This is a genomic window from Bacillus cereus group sp. MYBK15-3 (assembly GCF_051916765.1).
GTDB lineage: Bacteria > Bacillota > Bacilli > Bacillales > Bacillaceae_G > Bacillus_A > Bacillus_A cereus.
In genome coordinates this window covers 48,783-68,972 of sequence record NZ_JBQAHG010000011.1, presented here as the reverse complement: position 1 = coordinate 68,972, position 20,190 = coordinate 48,783, and the positions used below count along the sequence as shown (strand labels likewise).

Sequence of the window (20,190 nt, the reverse complement as noted above, 5' to 3'; positions counted from 1 at the left end):
ATTTCATCAGCCAGAAAGTACTCCAAAGGTATTAAATAAGAACTTTGAAACAGTAGAGCAAAAACAGTTTTCGCAAACTGTAAGCACTATAGAAAGTCCACACCAAGAGACGGATCAAGGGAAATTGCAAAAGCAATCATCCAAACTGTCAGAACACATCAACCAAGAATTTCATCAGCCAGAAAGTACTCCAAAGGTATTAAATAAGAACTTTGAAACAGTAGAGCAAAAACAGTTTTCGCAAACTGTAAGCACTATAGAAAGTCCACACCAAGAGACAGATCAAGGGAAATTACAAAAGCAATCTTCTAAGTTATCACAGCACATCAACCAAGAATTTCATCAACCAGAAAGTACCCCAAAGGTACTAAATAAGAACTTTGAAACAGTAGAGCAAAAACAGTTTTCGCAGACTGGAAGTATTATAGAAAGTCCACACCAAGAGACGGATCAAGGGAAATTGCAAAAGCAATCCTCTAAGTTATCACAGCACATCAACCAAGAATTTCATCAACCAGAAAGTACCCCAAAGGTACTAAATAAGAACTTTGAAACAGTAGAGCAAAAACAGTTTTCGCAGACTGGAAGTATTATAGAAAGTCCACACCAAGAGACGGATCAAGGGAAATTGCAAAAGCAATCCTCTAAGTTATCACAGCACATCAACCAAGAATTTCATCAACCAGAAAGTACCCCAAAGGTACTAAATAAGAACTTTGAAACAGCGGAGCAAAAACAGTTTTCGCAGACTGGAAGTATTATAGAAAATCCACACCATGAAACAGGGCCAGCGAAACTGCAAAAACAGTCCTCTAAGCTATTGCAACATACTAACCAAGAACTACAGCAACCAGGAAGTACCGTAAAGGTACTAGATAAGAAGCAAGAAACAGTAGAGCAAAAACAATTTGCACAGACTATAAACGCTACTGAGAGCCCACCAGAAAAAAGGCAAGGGAAGTTACAAAAGCAATCTTCTAAGCTGTCACAACACATTAACCAAGAGTTTCAACCTCAAGGGAGTGCCGTACAGAAGGTAGATCGAAAGTTTGAAACAACAGAGCAAAAACAGTTCTCGCAAACTATGAAAGCAATAGAAACTCCACAACAGGATACAGGATCAGGAAAATTACAAAAACAATCATCTAAACAGTCACAACATATTAATCAAAAGATTCGAAAACAGGATCTTATCAAAGATGTTAAGCAACCTGAGATATTAAAAACATCTCAACAAAAGCAATTAGGGCAAACGGGGAATTCAATTTTAAAAGAAAATGAGAAGAATTCCTCCAAATTATCAACTGAAAACTCAAAAGTCCAAAAAGGAATGCGGTTTGTTGGAAAACTCGGTAAAGATTCCTTAATTGCTAAAAAGGCTGAAGTTAAAAAATCTTTAATTGATGCAAAAAACACTTTGAAATATGGTGCTAAAACTACTGCGATTGCTACAAAAGACACTGTAAAAGATGGTGTTAAGAAGTATCAAAAAGCATTAGAGCAAGAAGATGAAGGCGTTAGGATAGGAAGTCAAGGAATTACTCAAGGTTATAGAGCAACTAGAACATTGACCAGAAAGGGTTTTGGATCAGCTAAAAAAGGATTGAAAAAATTAAAGCAGCGAAGACGCGAAAAGCTTTATGTAAAAAAACTTGATAAAGGAAAACTAGAAAAAATCCAAAAAGAGAAGACACCAAAACCCCCTAACTTAAAAAAGAAAAATGGTCCGAAAGAGTTAAATAAGAAGACCAGTTTAAAAAATTTAGCAAAAGTACCATCAAATGTATTAGGAAGTAGTGCTTTAAAGTATCAGGAGCAACTAGAAAAAGGTGATGAAGGCGTAAAATTAGCGAGTCAAAGTGCTACGACAATTGCTAGAGCTACAAAAAAGCTTGCTAAAAATAAAATTAAAGCAAATGCGAAACTTGGGAAAATGGGTAAGCAAAAAAGCAAGTTAGTACCCTTTTCTAAAGATAAAAAGCTCCAAGTAGAGTCTAGGGATATTTTAAAGAAAAAAGCTATTAAAAAGAAAATGTACGCTCCACTTCGAGATAAAAATAAAGCAAAAGCTCTTACAAGTATTGCATCTAACGTTAAAAACCAAGTGGCAAATTTATTTAAAAGTTTAGGTAAAATTAATCTTCAAAATGTTAAAAAGTTAATCGGAACCAAAGTTGCAGCAATGGCAAGTGGTGGATTGGCTGGCGCTATACCATTACTACTCATTGGAATGATTTGTTTAGTAATTGCTGGTGCATTAGGCGCAGGATCATCAACACAAGAACAGATTGGTGGAAACATAGGTGCTTCAAAAAATCTATCTCCTGAAGTTGAAAAATGGAGATCATTAGTTGAAAAAGAGGCTGCTGCACAAGGCATGCAAGATTATGTCAATTTGCTTTTAGCTATAATTCAGGTCGAGAGTGGAGGAACTGGAACTCGTGATATTATGCAATCGTCTGAATCTGCTGGTTATGGTAGACCAAACGTATTCCAGACAGAGGAAGAGTCAGTTCGACAAGGTGTAAAGCATTTAAAAGACTGTTTACTTGCCCTAAAAGCGTTTAATAGAGGTTATGAAAACAATGTTAAAGCATTAGCACAAGCCTACAATTATGGTAATTATTTCGCAACATGGCTTGGTAACAGAGGGGGAGATTACACTCTAGAGGTAGCTGAAGAATACTCACGGACTGTAGTAGCCCCATCACTAGGAAATACCACTGGTGTTACTACACCTTACGTCAACGAAACATCGCTTCGAGTAGGTAAGCCTTATAGATATGTTGATGGAGGAAACTTCCATTATGGTGAGTTAATTAGTGAATACATTGGCGGTGCTGGTGCTAACATTTCAGGAGATTTTAAAACAGTATTAACAGAAATTGAAAAGTTTCAAGGATGGCCGTATGTGTGGGGTGGTAAAAATCCAACTCAAGGATTCGATTGTAGCGGATTAACATCTTGGGGTTTAAAACAAATTGGCATAGATTTACCATCATACGCACTGAGTCAATATGAGTTAACTACACCAATTAATCCAAGTGAAGCACAACCAGGAGACTTAATCTTCTTTAAAGGTACTTATGGTGGGCCAGATCATATTTCTCACGTTGGATTTTACATTGATGAAAACACTATGTATGACAGTCAAAACGCTGGTGTTGGTTATCATAACTGGAAAACTTCATATTGGCAACAACACTTTGCTGGAATCCATAGAGTAAAAAGATAATTAGTTTTAAAAAAGTATTAAGGAGTGGTTTTTTTGTCAGATCGCATCCAAAAATTAAAAGAAAAAATTGAGAGAAGAAAACAAAGAATTGAAAAGTTAAATGATAATTTGAAAGACGAAAAGAACCGATTAGCTGCGGATGAGTCCTTACTATTTAACTTAGAATATAGTGAAGTAATTAAGCGACTTCAAGAAACAGGAGTAAGTCCTAATGAAGCACTAAAAGCTATTGATAATGAAGTAGTAAAAAGCCAAGTTGAAACTAATGTAAAAGAAGATAACCCGGATAACAGTATTAATCAAGAAGGAGCTCAAGGTTATGTTAAAACTTACTAAACGATCACTTTTCGCAACGGCTGTAATGTGTTCATTGTCATTTGCTAGTGTTTCCAACTTTGCATATGCAGAGGAGAAAAAAGCAGAAACACCAAAGGTAACAGAAAATAAATCAGTAGGAGAGCCACCTTCTGGACCAGATGTTAAAGCGGAAAAGAAAGAGCAGGAGGTGGAGGTTCAAACACCCGCTAGTGTTAACGGAAAAAAAGTAGATGGTACAGGTACAGTAACGGACTTTACAACAAGTGGTTCTAAAGCGTTTTATACAATTAGTGACAAGGATAATAACATATTTTACCTGATAGTTGATTTAGATAAAACACAAAATAATGTGTACTTTTTATCAGACGTTAAAAAGTCAGCATTAGATGGTACTGCAACTACTAGTAAAGAAGGTGCGAGTGCTAAACCAAATTTACCAAACCAAAAACAAACAGACACTGAAAACACAACAGCAACTACTAAGTCTGCATCAGAAAAACCAAAAGAAGAGAGTGGAAATAACGGATTTCTTCTCTTTGTACTCGGTCTAGCTGGTGTTGGTCTTGCTGGATATTACTTCTTAGTTATAAAAAAGAAAAAAAATAAAAATAAAACGAATGAAGATGAAGATGAAGAATTAATGGAAGATGACTATGAGGACAATTTTGAAGACGAGAGAAAAAAAGATAATAAGGAAGAGTAATGTTAATTAAAGCTTATATAAAGAAGCACATGTTTCATCTTCCTACTTTGGATAATCAAATATTAGAAGCACAAGTTGAGCAGGCTTTAAATAAAAAAGTTGATAAATCAAGAATTTCAAAGCTTTACCCGCTTACAAAAATAGAAGATAACGAAAATATTTTAATTGAAAAGCAACATACAAATATCTTCTTACTAAACTTATTGCTTTTAGTCTTAAATCACAAGAAAAAAGATATTACTGTTCAAGAGTATTATAATGACGTGTTTATCACTTCAAAATTAGAAGAAGAAACAAACTTGATATTAGAGCATCTAGCTTTCGATGAATTAGAAAAATACATTATGGAGTATGTAACGTCTTCTGATACAGATGAACCCTCCGAAGTAATCACAGAAGTAACTGAAATGCTGGACCAAATGATAGAGGAAAATGAGGAGGGTTCAGTTTTTGAAAATGTCGAGTTTAGCCTCAATTGGCTAGAAAAGGCACAAAAAGAATTAAACAGAAGGGATTAATCATATGTGGGAAAAATCAAAGCGAGTTTTAGTCAGTAGTGTTCTATCACTTTCTTTAATAGGTAACACAACAGTCCTTGCTGCTGTAAATAATCCTACACAAATACAAGAAAATGAAAATATCGCTCGGAATTATTTGAAAGTGAGCTATGAGAGTAAAATTTTATTCCATGAACAAGTACCATCAAAAACGATGATCCAGGTGCTAAATGAAGATAATGAGGTAATTGAAAGTACGGTTTTAACTAGTGATAAAGAAATGAATCTTGAAAAACCGAAGGTGAGTAACGGGAAGATGCTCAGTTATTGGACCATCGAAATGAAAGATGGAAAATTACTTATTAAACCAGTACTAACAACAAAAGAAGAGTTTTCAGTTAAGTTTTATGTTCAAGATGTAGGTGGGAGTTTATTAGAAAACCACAAGCAAATAAAAGAAGTAGTGAAAAGTGCTACTAAAGATGCAAAATTAAAAGATGTTTTACCCGATGTAAATCCAGATAAGAATTATAAATTTACAGGTTGGTTTTCAATGGTAGATAAGGGCGACGGGAAAAAGGTTGAGGAAAAATTAGAAAATATTGAGGATATTAAGATCACCGATTCTAAAGGTGAATATTATGCCAAATTCTTTTCTGATTTTAATAACAACGGTATTGACGATAAAACAGAAGAAATCACAGTAAACTTTGTTACAAATGTAGAGGAACAAATTGAACCTGTAAAAATAAATGTTGGTCAAAAAATTAAAGCTCCTAAACTTTCTAATAAAGATAAGATTTTCATAGGTTGGTATACAAATTCAGAGTTAACAAATAAATTTGCCAATGACAACCTAAAGGAATCCATTACTCTTTATGCAAAATGGGAAAATGCTGAAAAAGTAATTACAGAATCTGAAAAAAAGCCAATTACAGATAAAGATGTTTCAGATCAGGTTGAAAAGATTTTAAATGAGCGTTTCAAAGATTTAAAAGAAAATCAAACGGCTACTGAAAAGCCGAATGAAACTACAAATGAAGTTACAAATAAGGAAACAAATGAGGCTACTGAAAAACCTAAAGAAAATAATAACGACAACAAAGGTGCAGCTACAAATAACAATCAAAAATCAGAAACTAATAGTACAAAAGATAATGTAAAGCCGAATAGCAGTAATGCCACTCCATCTACTAGTAGTCCAGCAGGTGGTTTGACACAAAAAGATACTAAGCTAAAAGATAACGTGATTTTAAACGGTTCAAACACTTTAAACGGTAATAAAGTTAGCACATACACTGAAACAAAGTATGTGTTTAAAAATAAAAATGTTGGCGAGAAATATATGGTCAAATTCCTAGATGAAAGTGGCGCATTTGTTTCTAGTCTAACATTACCTTATGGAAGAACAATTAAGATTTTAGATGAAAACGAAAATGCACATGAGGAATATGCAGTTAGGCAAGATACAACAATTCATGTGGATACAGAAAAATATGTAAATAAGGGTTCAACATTTTTAGGTCTTGATACACGAACTGTTCAGGTGAACTCAACAGAAATAACAGAAATCTATCCGACTACAGGAAAAAATAACACTTCAAACAGTTTTTTATATAAAAAAGATAAAGAAATTGAAAAAAAGAAAGATTCAGGTGTTCAAAACACAATAATTATATTGGTTACTGTCGCTGTGATCTGCATTGTTCTAGGAATCTTTGTATTCCTTAAAAAAAGAAAAAAGAAAGAAAAGAATCAAGAACAAAACATTAACATGTAAAAGGCGGTAAAGACTATGTTAGATATATATATTGTCATTCAGGTAGTCTTACTTGTGATAGGTTCGTTCTTCTTAATAAAAGGCGGTTTAAAGCTTATAAAGTGCTATAAAATAGATATTTTATTATCTATTCTTATAAAAAATGAATTACCAAATACTAATAAAGAGAAGAGGAAATAATAATGGGATTTTTTAGCGATGGCGTAAATGTAATGCAAAAATTGGTTTACTTAATCGGTGCAGGTTTAGGATTATGGGGAGCTGTAAACTTACTAGAAGGTTACGGTAATGATAACCCAGGCGCAAAGTCTCAAGGAATGAAACAATTTATGGCTGGTGCAGGTATTGTTTTAATCGGATTACTACTTGTTCCTCAATTAAAAACTCTATTTAGTTAAGTAAAAGTTAAACGAAAAAGAATTCGAGTAAAGATACTCATATTAATAAATTAATAAGGAAAAGGGGAAAAAATAATGGGATTCTTTAGCGATGGCGTAAATGTAATGCAAAAATTGGTTTACTTAATCGGTGCAGGTTTAGGATTATGGGGGGCTGTAAACTTACTAGAAGGTTACGGTAATGATAACCCAGGTGCAAAATCTCAAGGAATGAAACAGTTTATGGCTGGTGCAGGTATTGTTTTAATCGGATTACTGCTTGTTCCTCAATTAAAAACACTATTTAGTTAAGTAAAAGTTAAATGAAAAAGAGGGCGAGTAAACTTACTCGCCCTTCCTTTATATGTAGGGTAATGACAATGAAATGAAAAATTTAACGTCATATTAAGCCTGTCAGGACGTTTTAGAAATAAGCATAAAGCATTTGCGTTTATACAGGATAAAAGCTCTAAAAAGAGCGATTAAGACTGTATGCTACAAATCTTAAAAAGAGCGAAATAAAAATTAATAAGTAGGGAGTATTGAAATGGAAAAAATCAAGGAAAATAAAATATATATTATTCTTGGTGTAATTTTATTTATTCTATTAAATTACCTTTTTTATTACTTCAGGGTAACTTTTGCAGGTAATGAACTTGTTGCTTTAGACTACTTGTTTTCAGAACCACAATATCTATTATATGCTTTTCCTTTGTCCTTTAATGCTATTGACTTCTTTGTTCCACTGATTATAGCTGCATTTGCTGTATTTGTTTTAATAGACAAGAAAAATAATAAAAAGAAATATAAAAAAGGTGCTGAACATGGTTCAGCACAATGGGGTAGCGTACAAAAAGATTTAAAAAACATGTACGATGAAGAAGATCAATATAATAACATTTTATTTTCACAGAATACAAAAATCAGACTAGATGATAAAGACGCTCCTTTTGAGGTAAGACGTAATAAAAATGTGGTAGGTATAGGTGGTTCAGGGAGTGGTAAAACAAGATTTTTACTTAAACCTAACCTATTACAAATGAATGCAACTTTTGTGGTTACTGATCCAAAAGGTACGATTGTTAACGAAGTAGGAATGGCATTAAAAAATATAGGGAAGTACAAAATTAAAATATTTAATACCATAAATTTTGCAAAAAGTATGCGATACAACCCATTAGAGTATGTTTATAATGAACAAGATATTTTAAAGCTGGTTAGAACCATAATGGCGAATACTGAAGGAGAAGGTGCACAAAAAGGCGAAGATTTTTGGGTAAAAGCCGAAAGATTACTGTATCAAGCATATTTAAGTCTAATCGTCTCAAAATTTCCTAAAGAAGAACAACATTTAGGGACATTAGTTGATTTAATTTCATATTCAACAGTAAAAGAAGATGATGAGGATTATAAAAATCCTTTAGATTACCTGTTTGAAGAATTAGAAAAAGAGGATAGTACTCATTTTGCTGTAAAACAATATAAGCTATATAAAAATGCTGCTGGTAAAACAGCAAAGAGTATTTTAATTTCTTGTGGTGCAAGGTTAGCTCCATTAAACATTCCAGCACTTCGTGATTTAATATCCAAAGACGAATTAGCTCTAGATACACTTGGAGAAAAAGGACGTAAAACAGCACTATTTATTATAGTGCCTGATACCGATGATACATTTAATTTTCTTGTTGCTATAATGTATTCACAGCTTTTCAATATGCTTTGTACAATAGCTGACGAAAAACATAGGGGTTCATTACCAACTCATGTAAGATTCTTATTGGATGAATTCGCTAATATAGGTAAAATTCCAAACTTTGATAAATTAATTGCAACAATTCGCTCAAGGAACATTTCAGCAACGATTATTTTACAGACATTATCGCAACTTAAAACGATTTATAAAGACAATGCTGATACAATAGTCGGTAACTGTGATACGTCCATTTTTCTAGGCGGTAAAGAGAGATCAACAGTTAAATCTTTAAGTGAGGAACTTGGAAAAGAAACAATAGATGATTCTAACGAAAATAGAACACGTTCTAACAATGATAGCTTCGGGCTAAATCACAGTAAATTGGGTAGAGAATTGATGACGACAGATGAACTTTTAACAATGGATCGTGATACGTGTATTGTACAAATAATTGGTAAAAGACCATTTAAAGATAAAAAATATGATATTACTAAACATCCAAGATACAAATTCCATTCGGATGGAAAGAAATATTGGTTTGATATTGGTAAGTACTTAGAAGCACTTAATAAACCAAAGAATGAGGACATTAGATACACATCTAACAATCGAGAAAACCAATTAGAAGATGTAAAATTAATGCTTACAACTGTTAATGGAAGTCTTGAAATATAGAATATACATAACACTTATACTTGCAAGTGTAAGTATAAGTGTTATGAGAAATGGAGAAATCTTATGGAACCCATAGGGTCTTTTGAATATTATGGAAGTCTTATTGTATTTTATGGAAAGCTGTTTCTTATTATTGGCACAGCAATATTTATGTTTATTATGGCTGGTACTCGAAAAATTAGGGATAAAAATCTGTCATTCGTAATGATTGGTTTAGGGATAAATATACTTGCAAGTCCAGTCGCATTTTTTATAGGTGTAATGGCAACTGATCCTCCAGATAGTACTGTGCTCGATTTTTTGAAAGGATTTCTCTTTATCCAGGCAATACCACTCTTTATACTACTTCTATCTATGATGTGGTGGTTTATACGTAGGAACAAAAAAGAAGTTAACATATAGAGTTTAGGAGTAAATAAGACACTTGCAAGTATATTTATAAGTATACTTGCAAGTGTCTTTTGTTTTTTGAAAAGTAAAAGATGAAGTAAGTAAAATATAACTTTTACTCAACTCCATCTTTGGGATCTGTCTTATGGGGGCTTTCTATCTGTAATTTTCTTTGATGCATTTTTTCTTCGCGCTCTTTAATTTCTTGCTCTAATTGAATAATTGCATCTCGTTTAAGCCTAATTAACAGTTGCCGTAACATGTCACGGAACACCATATTTTGCGAAACGTTTTCTCCGGTATCTTTCGCTATTTTCTCTAATTTATTGATTACATTTGGATTAAGGTTTACTGTTCGGGCCACCAGGTCGGTTGTTGGGATTTGTAAGCTTTCCAAAGGATCATGAATGTAATTGTATTCATTTGAAACAAACCACTCAATTTTCTCCCGAAAACTACCTCCTAAAAGAAACTTATTAATCTCGGCCATTATTTTAGGCTCAACATAGTATTGTGTAATAGCATAAGACTTTTCGCTTACCATGAAACTAATAGCCCCCTTTATTTTTGTAGTTCACTTAACAGCTTTTTTCTTGCTTCAATTTCATTTTGCAACTGTTCTTGGCTGAAATCATGTTTTTTTAAGTGGTTAAGAAATTGGCGTAGTACCTCCCTAAATACAACCTGAAGAGTGATGCCTTTAATTTTCGAAGCACTTAGCTCATGTGCTGTTTCTTTTTTTATTTTTTCTAGTTTTTCTAATACTTTTTTATCAATATTAATACGGTATTGTGCTGTTATTTCTTTTTTGGTTGTATCTATTTTTAATGAATCAATGGGACTGTTAATTTTTGTGAAATAATCAGAAATAAAATCCTCTAATTCATGAGTCAGAATTTTACCTTCAGTTAATAACCTAATTTCTTCCAACACATCACGCTCAACATAAAACAGTTTTTTTAATTCTTCTCTTTCAGGAATATCTAAATCAGCTACTTTATCCAAAATAGCTTCCACAACTTGTGATCTATTAACAGGCTTGCCTTCATTTACAGTGTAATAACGAACAATATCATTTAAAATACCGTTTGAATCATCATCAAGGTTTAATTTATAAGTAGTAATATTTTCTCTTTCATTACGTATATTAAGCTTTGGATTATTGTGTGACTCTATAAGTACATCTCTAATAGCACGACTCCTGGAATACTTTGAACAGCTCTCTTGAAAACGTTTGACGACTTCTTCGTTAACAGCAAACATATACTGATCTTGATTATATTTCTTTACCATAAAAACTCTCCTCATAGGTTCAATATAAATTCATTTTTACTCGGTATGATATTTTTAAAATCATTTTAATTAATTATACTAAAAGTATCATACCGAGTAAATGTTTATGTTAACTTGTACGTGAAATAGTTTTTGCATTTGATTTAATATTGTTTAAAGGAACTACATTTTGTACTCGTAGATCTTCATAGTAATTTTCCCCAAATCTGCGTTTCAACTCATCTTCACCTCTTTGTAAGGCTTCAGCTTCAGATAAAGATATAACAGGGAAAGTGTGTTTATAAAAACGATTTTTACCAATAACAACATATCGTAAAATGTATTTAGATAAAATCATATGACATCCTCCTCAATTAAAAGTTTTCAACATGTGTTTGTATATGATATGCGTAAAATTTTAGATTAGAAAGAATGAATGGAAATAAAGGATTACATTTAATAATTTCACGTACCAGAATGTATATATAAACCAAAATAAGATATTAATCAGTATACATTTAAGCGTTTGCATTACTAGTTATAATAACTAAAGTTATTTTACCGACTTAAGTCGGTATGGTTGTTAAAATCTCTCGGTGGGTTTATCTGCTGATATTTTGTTTTGTAGCTTTAAATTGTTTAGCTATTTTGAGGTCAGGTTCATGGTTGCTAATAGCATTTTTAATTATTTTGCTAAGATCTGAGGGGTCTAGGACTGATTTTACTGAGGCGTTAAATACAGCTTCTTTCTTTTCACGTTCCCATTCAAGTGAATATCCGTTTGACAAAGCTAGACAGCGAATAAATTCACGTTGTGTACGTCCATTTCCTTCCCGGAACGGATGAAGGACATTAATTTCAGCCATATAATGTGCAGCTCTATTTGAAAATTCATCAATCTTTAGTCCTTTTAATGTATTTTCCTCTTTTAGTTGTTTAAACAATTCGGTTGCCTGGTCCTTTAAAAAGGAAGCATGAGCAAATTGAAAAGACCCCTTCGCAATGTTCTCTTCTCGTAATTTTCCTGCAAAGGGGTAGACATCCTGAAAAATATATTTATGAATTTCTTGTAGGTGTTTTAAATCAAATTTTCCAGTAATAGGTTTTTTCTGTAAGTCCATAATTCTACTAGCGGTCATTACAGTTTCAACACTTTTAAGTAAATCTTGATCTTGGTAATTCATTTTATTTTTTAATATATCAGTTCCTGGATAACAATATTTAGATTGTTCATTTGAGTTTTTCACGTCTTGCGATAGCATCGGCTAGTTTAAGTAATTGTTGCCGAGTTATCTTCCCTCCCGCCTGAGCTTTTATAATTTTTTCCATTTCTTTTGTAACGGTCATCCCTTCAATTTCTAAAGTCGCTTTTGCAGCCTCAAAAGCCTTATTTAGTTCTTTTTCATTTTTAAACATAATTTGGTAAACCCCTTTCAAATTGATTTTATTATAATTTGATATTTCTGAAAATGTTTTTTGTATCTATTACTTTAGAAAGTAATTACGCATTAGTATTAGCACTCTTTTTTATTGTGGTCACAACATGTTTCATGAGTAATCCGAAACCTATTGCACCAGACAATGAAATAAGTATATTAATTAACTCCAAATCGGACATTTCTTCCCCTCCTATTTAGATATTTTTTCTTGAGCATTGCATGGGAAACGTCTATGACTTCAACCCCCATTTGAGTAAGTATATCTATATAAAAGTCTGTATCTCCTTCGTTATCAAAGAATTCAGCGTTTGAAAGGGTAGTAGGACCATCAGCATCTTTACTATAGAAACCATTTTCAATCTCAATTACATAACCTTCTTTCATTAACACACACCCCTTTTATGATAAGAAAAGGCATTAAATCATTTAACAGCTTGTTTAGTTTTAGAAATATTCATTTTTTGTTTCATTGATTTCTTAATTTGATCGGCCATAAATTCTAATACTTTAACAGTTATCCTTTCAGGAAAATAACCCTGCCGTTCTAAGAGAATATTTTCAATTACAAATTTACGACGAGTCCAGTATTCATAATCTTTTCCGTGTTCTTGAGCAAGATCTTTAAATCCATCATCCACTTCAGATGCGTTATTCATTAATCGCATTCCATAAAAGGTAGTACTTCGCATGCTTCTAACTTCTTTTAAGAGAAGATATAGGTCAAAGGTATGATATGTCTTTAATACGCTTACTGGCTGCTCTACGTGTTCTATAAAAACATTAGGCATCATTTTAAAAAACTCAAAGCGATCCCCTTTTATAGTACACAGTTTTGGCTGTCCAGTATCTTCATCAACAAGACTTCCTCCACAGAAATTACAATTTGCTTCTTCTAAAACACCAGCATGATTTACTTTCGCTTCAATACCGCAATATTTACAAAACATTTATAATCATCCTCCCGTTTTATAAACCGCTTATTTTACTTCTGTATTTGTAATGAACGAACCATATATAAAACAAATTCATCTAAGAAGTTATTTAATTCATTTGAAGGAATATGAAGTACTTCCTCTTTTCTAGTGATACGCCCAACTTTAATTAAATAATTAGCCAAAATATCAAAAGTTAGAAATGTTAATTTCCCTCCAAGAAAAGACTTACCAATGTTACAAGATAATACTGACATGTTATTACTCCCTTCAATTTATTAATATATCGGTTATAAGTAAATTATACTAAAAATATCATAAAAAGTAAAGTGTTATTGGATAAAATTTGCATATAAAATGAATTATTTTCTAATTATTATAACAAATCACTTGTAGAAATTGTTATAAAATTAAACATTCGGTATAATTGTTATAAGCGTTTGGTTTTATTTATTTGAAAATGAAGACTGTCAAAATATTTGGTGGTGTGATATGAAGTATACAAATAAGGAACTAATAATGTTAAGCAAAGACACTCTAAATTGTGAGAATGAGCTATTAAAACATGTTAAAGAAGTTTTGGAGCAAGAAGATGTTAAAACTGCGGAAGTATATGATGCAAATAAAGGTGATCTACATTATACAAGTGAGACATTGCGTAAAAAATTAAATTTAAGTTTTCCTGAAATTGTTGTTAAATCTGGCCTATATGATTTAAATAATCATTTAAAGTACATTCCTAGAAAAATAATATATGAACAACTTAATCAAGAGTTTGTGCGTATAGGCTCTACAAGAAAGAGTATTTATAACAGTAAAAGAAATAAAAAACGATATCCTTATAGTGATACTTTAAAACTAAGTTTAAATCAAAGTTGGCCAGAAATTTTATTTTGTTGTAAACGGCTAATTGAAGTTAAAAGATATAATGAAATTTCAAAAGAAGCACTGAAAAAGGAATATAAGATGATTAGCAAGAAACTAGGTCATGCTGCTACTATTCGTGAGCTAACCGATCAGACTGTATTTTCAGTTGATATATATCGGCAATACTTCTCTACAATCAAAAAATTAAGGGAAGAGTGCGGATTTCGTCATAATTACAACGGTGGAAAAACGCCTATAAAGTTAGGTACATGTGAAAAAGAATTAGTACGATTGTACAAAAAACACAATAGAAGACTAACATACAATGAATTAAAAGAGGAGAGTGAAATTAGTATCTCAACTTTGTTTAGACGATTTGAGACTACAAAAATTAACGATATTTGGAATCAAATTGAAATAAATAATAACTTAGGAGAGTTTTATGAGTAGTAAAAAGATTAGTATTCAATTACTAATAAAAAGAAGACTTATAAATTCTATAAGTCTTCTTTTTATGCTGAGGGATATATTAACTAACTTGCTTTTAAGGAGAAATCCTGAAGAGTTTTGAAAACTAAGGCTTCAGCTTTATTTTCATTAGCAACCTGTTCTAAACGTTCCATAAGCTGATTTTTAGTTAATTTTTTATTTATTGTGTAAATCGTTAACATAGGTATATGCTTTATTTGTTCAAATTCATGCAAGTGATAATCACGTAATCCCGCTGAAATAATAATTGCTTTATCATTCTGTTTCCAGGCTTTTTTTGCTCTTTTTTCTACGGAAACTAGGTCAAATAACAACCCAAATAATAGTTCAATATTCTTTAATGCATGTACCGCAAATTTTTCATGTGATGCATATGCAAATAGTCTTTTTTCAACTTCTATATAATCTTTTAATTCTATATTCATTGGCCCACCCCAAGGATCTTCACTAATAAAGCCAATTTTTTTACCATCCATGTAAACTGTAGCTTGTCGTAGCGGTTGCCCCCCACTTCCTTTAAAAGTAGTATACGTTTTAATCTCAATATCATTAATACTTGCCAAAATAAATCCCTCCTTCAACTCATTAATAAATCGGTTATATGTTAATAGGTTCTTTATTTAAGAAATTCTTAAATGTGTTTATCTTTTCATGAATCTGTGCAATAAATCGCGGATCTTGTTCCAAAAAATTGTTGTATTCACTTAAAGCATTTTGAAGTTCACGGATATATTTTTTATACGCTGCGTTTATAAAATCTTTTTTAGCATTTACAAAGCAAAAAGTTAGGCAACTTTTATAACTAACAAGAGCTGAATATCCCTCAACTTCTCCACAATAAAATCTACCATATTTTTGTTCTAATTCTTTTTTAGATGATAAAACCTCTATTTTATCCCATGATACTACAGTATAAATTTCTTTTCGCTCGCTTACCTCCACCTTTCCTTCAAGGAAACCGTTACCTAAACACGAAATTCCTTCACTAGATATAAATTTCTTCAATATATCTCCCTCCCTTAATTAAATTATACCAAATATATCTTTTTAGGTAAAGGTATTTATGATAATTTTAGTATATAAAATCCTAATATAAAATATGGATAGATGTGTTTTCGCCTCCGGCGTATATTACGGTTTCCTGGATTAAAAGGAAGTGGCCATAAATATGGTATGTGTCAACGGTACCGGACTGAGCCCGTAAGGGACAAGGAGGATAAGGAGTTGATACATTATCTATCCAAAGAAGCTAGAACCCATGCAAAATGGGTTAAATGATCTTCTTAACCCGTTTGCCCTGGCTAGCGCCGAGTGAGCCCCTGCCAAGCTTGGCGGGGGGTGGGGGTGGTTGGTTTATTTAAAAATTATTTATAAAAATATTGAAGTCTTTTAGTTTTATTTACTCTCATTACTTTTCGATTTTCGTTGGAATTTAAATAGTCTTAGGATTTTACTTCTATAAAGCCAGAATACATTTATAAGGATTGTGGTTGCTACCATTATGAATGTAAATAACATAAGATCCATCATTATAATTCATCAACCTTTATTTTTTATAAAGTACTTATAAGTATATTTGTAAGTGTACTTATAAGTGTTTTATATTGGATTTTTCAATGGTCTACAAAATATTAATTGTAATTGATGTTGCTCCCACCAGTATTGCACTATCATATACCGCAATAGAATGATATAAAACTAATTACGCATAAGATTGCAAATATCCCTTGAGCCCACATAAATAACCCTTCACTCCTTTTTAATGAAATTCAAATTTAAATATAATCAAGCAATTTATTTATAAAATAAGTAAACACTGCCGATAAAGGTAATGAACATACAGCAAGAACAACAAGTAAACTAGGTTGTTCTTGCTCAAAATAAAAATCTTTTATTGTCATATAAATAGCAAAGATCAACAAAATGTACACGCAACCAAACAACAATATGATTTCCCCCATAAACCTGTTCACTCCCCTTTTAATCTTTGTTCCTCGTTTTTTAACAAAGTTCAAATTGGAATTTAATTTAAAGCTATAAAACTACCGATTTCATTTATGAAAAATAATACAACTCCTACCAGAGCCCCACTAAAACAATTCATACATTTCTCCCACTCTTTTTGTTTTGCGTAAACAAAAAATGACACCACAGACACAATGAAAATCAACGCACCCAAATGTGGCAAATAACCTTCAGGTCTAGGTGCCGATAAAAATTCTCCATCCTTATACATAAGTAATTCCTCCATTATAAAGTCGTATACATTTTTTACTGACTACCTTTCGGCACACTGTTATCTACTTCTCTATAAAATTCAAATTGTATAGTAATCTATCCAATAAGGTTATTATTTAATTTCTCTCTTTAATTAAGAATTAATTCTGCTGAATATAACGAATAAATTTTTCTGTTTTATTAATTTGAAAATAAGTACAAATGGTATTTAAAAGTTTCTCCGTTATAATACCTTGTTTTATTATATTTTGAATCTCAGATTCTTTAGCACCTAGCTCTTTTGCAAATTCTTTCATAGATAATCCCATTTCTGTATATAGAGAATAAATAACATGCCTTAAATTTCCTGGATTTGTTTTCATATATAGACTTGTATACCGAGCATATAATTCTTTGTGTTTCTCTATAAGTTCACTTGACCAATCCTTTTTTATTTTTCTTTCAATTTCTTTCATCTCGTTTTCAATATTTTGGACTTCTGTTAATAATTCTCTATATTTATATTTCCTCACTCTAATCACTCCTTTTATACAAAATACAACTATCCAATTAAGGATTTTGACTTATCTAAAAATTTGAAGTATACTTTGCCATTTTCACGTTTACATTCACACCAATCACTGTTCCATTTAGCTTGTAAAGTCGCAATTAAACTTGGTTTTGGATTTGCATAGTGAGTTTCACAATAATTTAATATTTCGTCTACATTCGTCCATTTCCCACGATTATGATAGCGTAGAAACGCTTTTATATTATCAATCATAAGTGAATAATCGGTAGTACCTTCTCCCCCTTTAACACCACCAATTTGTGTTTCATGGTAGTCTTTAATAAAATTTCTTATTGGTTTAAACCCCTTCTTTTTTAATTCATTTGGAAGACGATTATATTTTGCTGGGATTGATATGTGAGCGATTATATCTTCGGAAAATCTGTCTTTTCCTATTTCAAGTAACCCAATTTTATTTTGTTCTAAAACTTTTTTTACACACCTAGGTGTATGACCTTTACGTTGTGGGATCGCAATATAAACATAATGCCCGTGATTTAATCTATCTAGGGCCTGATCTATTAGTTTAAAACTTAACGTTGTCTTTAATTCAACGATAATATCACAAACACCGTTTATTCCTAATACATCACATCCTAATACTTCACCATAAACGTTTGAACAGCCATTTTTAATTAAAAATGATTTTACAGGTGTGAATAAATCTGATTCCTTTAGTTTCGTCATTAGTTAGCCACCCTTCATATTTCATAAAGATAATCCTCTATAATTGTTCTGGTTTTAATAAAATGTTCACTTTATTTTTAAGAGCAATTTCCAAACCAAAATTACTATAGTTTTCTTCAAGAAAGTGTTGAAAAGTGTCATTTACACTTCTTCTCCATATAGTGTTATCAATCATCAATTTAATTTTGTCATCGAGCTTTATAAGAACATCCCTTACATTATTTCCATTAGCAACAGGAAGCCAAGAACCTTCATTATGGAAATAAAATCCTAATTCTGTACTTAGCATACCTTCCTCATCTGTGATCTCTCTTATTTTATATGTGTGGTTCGGATGAGGTGCAACTATAGCCCATATTCCTCTACCATATCTATCTTCCCAACATAGCAAATTCCAATCATTTCTTGTTATTAATTCTGTTAGCGCATCCATTTTATAACCTCCTATTGTAGACAAAATGATAACTTTATATATAATACTTTTGCTCTATTTCATGCCTTTGCCAAAACACTTAGAACAAGGTGTTTTTTCTCTAACCTCATATATTTTAAATCCTCTAATGGAACATGTTTTTTCAAATGTCATTCCTGTTCCATTACATTTTTTACACTTTCGAGTTTTCAATTTAACTTCACTACCTTTCTAAAAAAATTAAATTTAATAAGACTTTATAAAGTAACAGATAAAGGGTTGCCTCCCCTATCTGTTACTTGACGCTTCCTTCTTCATCTTCAAATAATTCACCATTCTAAGTTTCGAACATTTTTCCAGTTCAAAATGAATTTAATCTACGTATTTAAACGCAACTGGAGAAGCTGTTAATTCAAGATAAGGAAGCTCATTCGCTTTTGCTTGTCTACAAAACTCTTTAAGAAGTGTCATTCCTTCTTCGATACTTAATATTTTGTAGAAATTACTGTTTATATCATCAATAAAGAATTCAATTATTTCAACACTATCAAATAAAGAGTTAGAGTCTATTTCTGTAATTAACTTCTCATTGTGTATATCAATTTTTACAGACAAATAATTTGTTACACCATCAATAGCATCCTCTTCAAATTTATGAGTATTAAATTTAATTGTTGCATCAAAAGAATAATCTGATTTCAAATCATTATAAGTAAAACCATGCCAATTAAAAATATATCCATATGCTATCTTCTTATTTTCCCCTTTATTTTCTTCTATATAATTGACATGTTCTTCAATGGAATTTTTATTATTTTGATCAATAACATCCAACTTTTTAAGCTCTTTACTTGCTCTCCAATACGAGCTGATAGCTGCCATCGCATGTTCCTCATCAGGTAAGTTGGCTATCTTTAGATAGCACTTATCTTGATAAGCTATTACAAACTCACCTTCAAAATCCCACTCTTCATCTTGCCCAATTTCCCTATATAATGAATAATTATCTCCTTTTCTACCTTCAATTAAATAGTTTGGTGGTTTAATATTTGATCCTTCAAAATCCGCTTCGGGTGGTACAATCACTTTTTGGGTTACTGTATTCATTATTCATTCCCCATTTCCGTTAGGTTTTTTAAATAAAAATCGTAATACAATAATAAGTGTCCAAATCCAAATTATTACTTTACCAATATTAAGTATCAAATATGTTTTATTCTGCACAGAAGCAACTATATTTGTTGATACAGTTGCTTCTGTGTAAAAATTAGGTGAAAATAAATAAGTAATAGCTTCTGTTAATCCCATTTTAGCTTGTGCTGGGAATATCCAAAGTGTCATTGGAATTATAAAAAATACGCCGATCCAAGCAACAGCGCCCCAATCAATTTGTTTGATGTTATAAATCGGTCTTTCAATCATTTTCAAATATAGTTACCTCCATTATTTTCCTTGTGGAACAACTTTTCTAACACTAATTTTTATGTCTAAATATACATCACATCTCTCATTACAATTTGAACACAAGGGTTGCTCTGTCTCATTTGAGTAAAAATCATTTTTATTTTTATTTTTACAAACTGGACATTCCCAATCAAACAATTGATTCAATCTGCTCATTTCATCAAACTCCTTT

28 protein-coding genes and 1 pseudogene are annotated in these 20,190 nt (G+C 31.6%); 11 read left to right on the top strand and 18 right to left on the bottom strand.

Annotated elements, in window-relative coordinates; genetic code table 11:
• From ACTFR8_RS28755 to ACTFR8_RS28710, 10 genes and pseudogenes are all read left to right on the top strand, one after another.
• A partial coding sequence (locus ACTFR8_RS28755; RefSeq protein ID WP_440028954.1) for a bifunctional lytic transglycosylase/C40 family peptidase occupies nucleotides 1-3,235 on the top strand: 3,235 nt, incomplete at its 5' end.
• 33 nt (nucleotides 3,236-3,268) lie between these two features.
• Nucleotides 3,269-3,571 (top strand): hypothetical protein, encoded by a 303-nt coding sequence (locus ACTFR8_RS28750; protein ID WP_440028951.1) that lies wholly within the window; start codon nucleotides 3,269-3,271, stop codon nucleotides 3,569-3,571.
• Nucleotides 3,555-4,256: a CD1107 family mobile element protein gene (locus ACTFR8_RS28745; RefSeq protein ID WP_440028949.1), complete on the top strand. Its 702-nt coding sequence runs from the start codon at nucleotides 3,555-3,557 to the stop codon at nucleotides 4,254-4,256. Before ACTFR8_RS28750 ends, ACTFR8_RS28745 begins: the two co-directional genes overlap by 17 nt.
• Complete coding sequence (locus ACTFR8_RS28740; protein WP_440028947.1) at nucleotides 4,256-4,774, top strand: hypothetical protein; 519 nt, start codon at nucleotides 4,256-4,258, stop codon at nucleotides 4,772-4,774. Before ACTFR8_RS28745 ends, ACTFR8_RS28740 begins: the two co-directional genes overlap by 1 nt.
• Before the next feature lie 4 nt (nucleotides 4,775-4,778).
• The gene (locus tag ACTFR8_RS28735) at nucleotides 4,779-6,533 is read left to right on the top strand and encodes an InlB B-repeat-containing protein (RefSeq protein ID WP_440028945.1); all 1,755 of its coding nucleotides are present in this window, start codon (nucleotides 4,779-4,781) and stop codon (nucleotides 6,531-6,533) included.
• A 15-nt stretch (nucleotides 6,534-6,548) separates the two neighbouring features.
• Nucleotides 6,549-6,713 carry a hypothetical protein gene (locus ACTFR8_RS28730; protein WP_440028942.1) on the top strand — a complete coding sequence of 55 codons (165 nt, stop codon included), beginning with the start codon at nucleotides 6,549-6,551 and terminating at the stop codon, nucleotides 6,711-6,713.
• Between the two features lie 2 nt (nucleotides 6,714-6,715).
• A complete protein-coding gene (locus ACTFR8_RS28725; RefSeq protein WP_016084461.1) occupies nucleotides 6,716-6,931 on the top strand; it encodes a Maff2 family mobile element protein in 216 nt (71 codons plus the stop codon).
• A 75-nt stretch (nucleotides 6,932-7,006) separates the two neighbouring features.
• Nucleotides 7,007-7,222, top strand: coding sequence for a Maff2 family mobile element protein (locus ACTFR8_RS28720; protein WP_016084461.1), 216 nt, complete (start codon nucleotides 7,007-7,009; stop codon nucleotides 7,220-7,222).
• A gap of 235 nt (nucleotides 7,223-7,457) precedes the next feature.
• Nucleotides 7,458-9,278, top strand: coding sequence for a VirD4-like conjugal transfer protein, CD1115 family (locus tag ACTFR8_RS28715; RefSeq protein WP_440028939.1), 1,821 nt, complete (start codon nucleotides 7,458-7,460; stop codon nucleotides 9,276-9,278).
• 63 nt (nucleotides 9,279-9,341) lie between these two features.
• Nucleotides 9,342-9,671 (top strand): annotated as a pseudogene (locus ACTFR8_RS28710) (hypothetical protein); the annotation flags it as partial.
• Between the two features lie 112 nt (nucleotides 9,672-9,783).
• On the opposite strand, the gene ACTFR8_RS28705 reads toward ACTFR8_RS28710, so the two are convergent.
• From ACTFR8_RS28705 to ACTFR8_RS28670, 8 genes are all read right to left on the bottom strand, one after another.
• Nucleotides 9,784-10,212: a hypothetical protein gene (locus ACTFR8_RS28705; RefSeq protein WP_426842365.1), complete on the bottom strand. Its 429-nt coding sequence runs from the start codon at nucleotides 10,210-10,212 to the stop codon at nucleotides 9,784-9,786.
• Nucleotides 10,213-10,229: 17 nt separating this feature from the next.
• The gene (locus tag ACTFR8_RS28700) at nucleotides 10,230-10,961 is read right to left on the bottom strand and encodes a hypothetical protein (RefSeq protein WP_440028936.1); all 732 of its coding nucleotides are present in this window, start codon (nucleotides 10,959-10,961) and stop codon (nucleotides 10,230-10,232) included.
• Nucleotides 10,962-11,070: 109 nt separating this feature from the next.
• The gene (locus tag ACTFR8_RS28695; protein ID WP_440028934.1) at nucleotides 11,071-11,298 is read right to left on the bottom strand and encodes a hypothetical protein; all 228 of its coding nucleotides are present in this window, start codon (nucleotides 11,296-11,298) and stop codon (nucleotides 11,071-11,073) included.
• 244 nt (nucleotides 11,299-11,542) lie between these two features.
• Nucleotides 11,543-12,187 (bottom strand): Fic/DOC family protein, encoded by a 645-nt coding sequence (locus ACTFR8_RS28690; protein WP_440028932.1) that lies wholly within the window; start codon nucleotides 12,185-12,187, stop codon nucleotides 11,543-11,545.
• Nucleotides 12,171-12,356, bottom strand: a complete 186-nt coding sequence (locus ACTFR8_RS28685; protein ID WP_440028930.1) for an antitoxin VbhA family protein — start codon at nucleotides 12,354-12,356, stop codon at nucleotides 12,171-12,173. Before ACTFR8_RS28685 ends, ACTFR8_RS28690 begins: the two co-directional genes overlap by 17 nt.
• A 179-nt stretch (nucleotides 12,357-12,535) precedes the next feature.
• Entirely contained in the window at nucleotides 12,536-12,763 is a 228-nt protein-coding gene (locus ACTFR8_RS28680) for a hypothetical protein (RefSeq protein WP_440028927.1), read from the bottom strand.
• Between the two features lie 38 nt (nucleotides 12,764-12,801).
• Complete coding sequence (locus ACTFR8_RS28675) at nucleotides 12,802-13,326, bottom strand: hypothetical protein (RefSeq protein ID WP_440028925.1); 525 nt, start codon at nucleotides 13,324-13,326, stop codon at nucleotides 12,802-12,804.
• Nucleotides 13,327-13,361: 35 nt separating this feature from the next.
• Nucleotides 13,362-13,568: a hypothetical protein gene (locus tag ACTFR8_RS28670; protein ID WP_016084234.1), complete on the bottom strand. Its 207-nt coding sequence runs from the start codon at nucleotides 13,566-13,568 to the stop codon at nucleotides 13,362-13,364.
• A 235-nt stretch (nucleotides 13,569-13,803) separates the two neighbouring features.
• Here ACTFR8_RS28670 and ACTFR8_RS28665 point away from each other — a divergent pair, with 235 nt between their 5' ends.
• Nucleotides 13,804-14,628, top strand: a complete 825-nt coding sequence (locus tag ACTFR8_RS28665) for a hypothetical protein (RefSeq protein ID WP_440028922.1) — start codon at nucleotides 13,804-13,806, stop codon at nucleotides 14,626-14,628.
• Nucleotides 14,629-14,711: 83 nt separating this feature from the next.
• Here the strand turns inward: ACTFR8_RS28665 and ACTFR8_RS28660 are convergent, their stop codons facing one another.
• From ACTFR8_RS28660 to ACTFR8_RS28615, 10 genes are all read right to left on the bottom strand, one after another.
• Nucleotides 14,712-15,230: a hypothetical protein gene (locus ACTFR8_RS28660; RefSeq protein WP_440028921.1), complete on the bottom strand. Its 519-nt coding sequence runs from the start codon at nucleotides 15,228-15,230 to the stop codon at nucleotides 14,712-14,714.
• Nucleotides 15,231-15,264: 34 nt separating this feature from the next.
• On the bottom strand, nucleotides 15,265-15,672 hold the full coding sequence (locus ACTFR8_RS28655; protein ID WP_440028919.1) for a hypothetical protein: 408 nt from the start codon (nucleotides 15,670-15,672) through the stop codon (nucleotides 15,265-15,267).
• A 770-nt stretch (nucleotides 15,673-16,442) separates the two neighbouring features.
• A complete protein-coding gene (locus tag ACTFR8_RS28650; protein ID WP_440028917.1) occupies nucleotides 16,443-16,628 on the bottom strand; it encodes a hypothetical protein in 186 nt (61 codons plus the stop codon).
• 62 nt (nucleotides 16,629-16,690) lie between these two features.
• Nucleotides 16,691-16,903: a hypothetical protein gene (locus ACTFR8_RS28645; protein ID WP_440028915.1), complete on the bottom strand. Its 213-nt coding sequence runs from the start codon at nucleotides 16,901-16,903 to the stop codon at nucleotides 16,691-16,693.
• A gap of 142 nt (nucleotides 16,904-17,045) precedes the next feature.
• Complete coding sequence (locus ACTFR8_RS28640) at nucleotides 17,046-17,417, bottom strand: hypothetical protein (protein ID WP_440028913.1); 372 nt, start codon at nucleotides 17,415-17,417, stop codon at nucleotides 17,046-17,048.
• A gap of 29 nt (nucleotides 17,418-17,446) precedes the next feature.
• Nucleotides 17,447-18,142 (bottom strand): hypothetical protein, encoded by a 696-nt coding sequence (locus ACTFR8_RS28635; RefSeq protein ID WP_440028910.1) that lies wholly within the window; start codon nucleotides 18,140-18,142, stop codon nucleotides 17,447-17,449.
• A 37-nt stretch (nucleotides 18,143-18,179) separates the two neighbouring features.
• Nucleotides 18,180-18,575, bottom strand: coding sequence for a hypothetical protein (locus ACTFR8_RS28630; RefSeq protein WP_440028908.1), 396 nt, complete (start codon nucleotides 18,573-18,575; stop codon nucleotides 18,180-18,182).
• Between the two features lie 351 nt (nucleotides 18,576-18,926).
• Nucleotides 18,927-19,661, bottom strand: a complete 735-nt coding sequence (locus ACTFR8_RS28625) for a hypothetical protein (protein WP_440028905.1) — start codon at nucleotides 19,659-19,661, stop codon at nucleotides 18,927-18,929.
• A 3-nt stretch (nucleotides 19,662-19,664) separates the two neighbouring features.
• Nucleotides 19,665-19,976 carry a hypothetical protein gene (locus tag ACTFR8_RS28620; RefSeq protein WP_180232629.1) on the bottom strand — a complete coding sequence of 104 codons (312 nt, stop codon included), beginning with the start codon at nucleotides 19,974-19,976 and terminating at the stop codon, nucleotides 19,665-19,667.
• Nucleotides 19,977-19,997: 21 nt separating this feature from the next.
• Complete coding sequence (locus ACTFR8_RS28615) at nucleotides 19,998-20,174, bottom strand: hypothetical protein (RefSeq protein WP_180232625.1); 177 nt, start codon at nucleotides 20,172-20,174, stop codon at nucleotides 19,998-20,000.
• Between the last annotated feature and the right edge of the window lie 16 nt (nucleotides 20,175-20,190).

What these genes read in the sequence shown, in the direction of transcription:
- ACTFR8_RS28675 (WP_440028925.1), bottom strand. Translation starts at nt 13,326, where the DNA reads ATGTTTTGTAAATATTGCGGTATTGAAGCGAAAGTAAATCATGCTGGT.
- ACTFR8_RS28685 (WP_440028930.1), bottom strand. Translation starts at nt 12,356, where the DNA reads ATGTTTAAAAATGAAAAAGAACTAAATAAGGCTTTTGAGGCTGCAAAA.
- ACTFR8_RS28730 (WP_440028942.1), top strand. Translation starts at nt 6,549, where the DNA reads ATGTTAGATATATATATTGTCATTCAGGTAGTCTTACTTGTGATAGGT.
- ACTFR8_RS28650 (WP_440028917.1), bottom strand. Translation starts at nt 16,628, where the DNA reads ATGGGGGAAATCATATTGTTGTTTGGTTGCGTGTACATTTTGTTGATC.
- ACTFR8_RS28720 (WP_016084461.1), top strand. Translation starts at nt 7,007, where the DNA reads ATGGGATTCTTTAGCGATGGCGTAAATGTAATGCAAAAATTGGTTTAC.
- ACTFR8_RS28625 (WP_440028905.1), bottom strand. Translation starts at nt 19,661, where the DNA reads ATGAATACAGTAACCCAAAAAGTGATTGTACCACCCGAAGCGGATTTT.
- ACTFR8_RS28745 (WP_440028949.1), top strand. Translation starts at nt 3,555, where the DNA reads ATGTTAAAACTTACTAAACGATCACTTTTCGCAACGGCTGTAATGTGT.
- ACTFR8_RS28735 (WP_440028945.1), top strand. Translation starts at nt 4,779, where the DNA reads ATGTGGGAAAAATCAAAGCGAGTTTTAGTCAGTAGTGTTCTATCACTT.
- ACTFR8_RS28635 (WP_440028910.1), bottom strand. Translation starts at nt 18,142, where the DNA reads ATGACGAAACTAAAGGAATCAGATTTATTCACACCTGTAAAATCATTT.
- ACTFR8_RS28725 (WP_016084461.1), top strand. Translation starts at nt 6,716, where the DNA reads ATGGGATTTTTTAGCGATGGCGTAAATGTAATGCAAAAATTGGTTTAC.
- ACTFR8_RS28665 (WP_440028922.1), top strand. Translation starts at nt 13,804, where the DNA reads ATGAAGTATACAAATAAGGAACTAATAATGTTAAGCAAAGACACTCTA.
- ACTFR8_RS28615 (WP_180232625.1), bottom strand. Translation starts at nt 20,174, where the DNA reads ATGAGCAGATTGAATCAATTGTTTGATTGGGAATGTCCAGTTTGTAAA.
- ACTFR8_RS28620 (WP_180232629.1), bottom strand. Translation starts at nt 19,976, where the DNA reads ATGATTGAAAGACCGATTTATAACATCAAACAAATTGATTGGGGCGCT.
- ACTFR8_RS28715 (WP_440028939.1), top strand. Translation starts at nt 7,458, where the DNA reads ATGGAAAAAATCAAGGAAAATAAAATATATATTATTCTTGGTGTAATT.
- ACTFR8_RS28705 (WP_426842365.1), bottom strand. Translation starts at nt 10,212, where the DNA reads ATGGTAAGCGAAAAGTCTTATGCTATTACACAATACTATGTTGAGCCT.
- ACTFR8_RS28670 (WP_016084234.1), bottom strand. Translation starts at nt 13,568, where the DNA reads ATGTCAGTATTATCTTGTAACATTGGTAAGTCTTTTCTTGGAGGGAAA.
- ACTFR8_RS28700 (WP_440028936.1), bottom strand. Translation starts at nt 10,961, where the DNA reads ATGGTAAAGAAATATAATCAAGATCAGTATATGTTTGCTGTTAACGAA.
- ACTFR8_RS28695 (WP_440028934.1), bottom strand. Translation starts at nt 11,298, where the DNA reads ATGATTTTATCTAAATACATTTTACGATATGTTGTTATTGGTAAAAAT.
- ACTFR8_RS28680 (WP_440028927.1), bottom strand. Translation starts at nt 12,763, where the DNA reads ATGAAAGAAGGTTATGTAATTGAGATTGAAAATGGTTTCTATAGTAAA.
- ACTFR8_RS28645 (WP_440028915.1), bottom strand. Translation starts at nt 16,903, where the DNA reads ATGTATAAGGATGGAGAATTTTTATCGGCACCTAGACCTGAAGGTTAT.
- ACTFR8_RS28630 (WP_440028908.1), bottom strand. Translation starts at nt 18,575, where the DNA reads ATGGATGCGCTAACAGAATTAATAACAAGAAATGATTGGAATTTGCTA.
- ACTFR8_RS28740 (WP_440028947.1), top strand. Translation starts at nt 4,256, where the DNA reads ATGTTAATTAAAGCTTATATAAAGAAGCACATGTTTCATCTTCCTACT.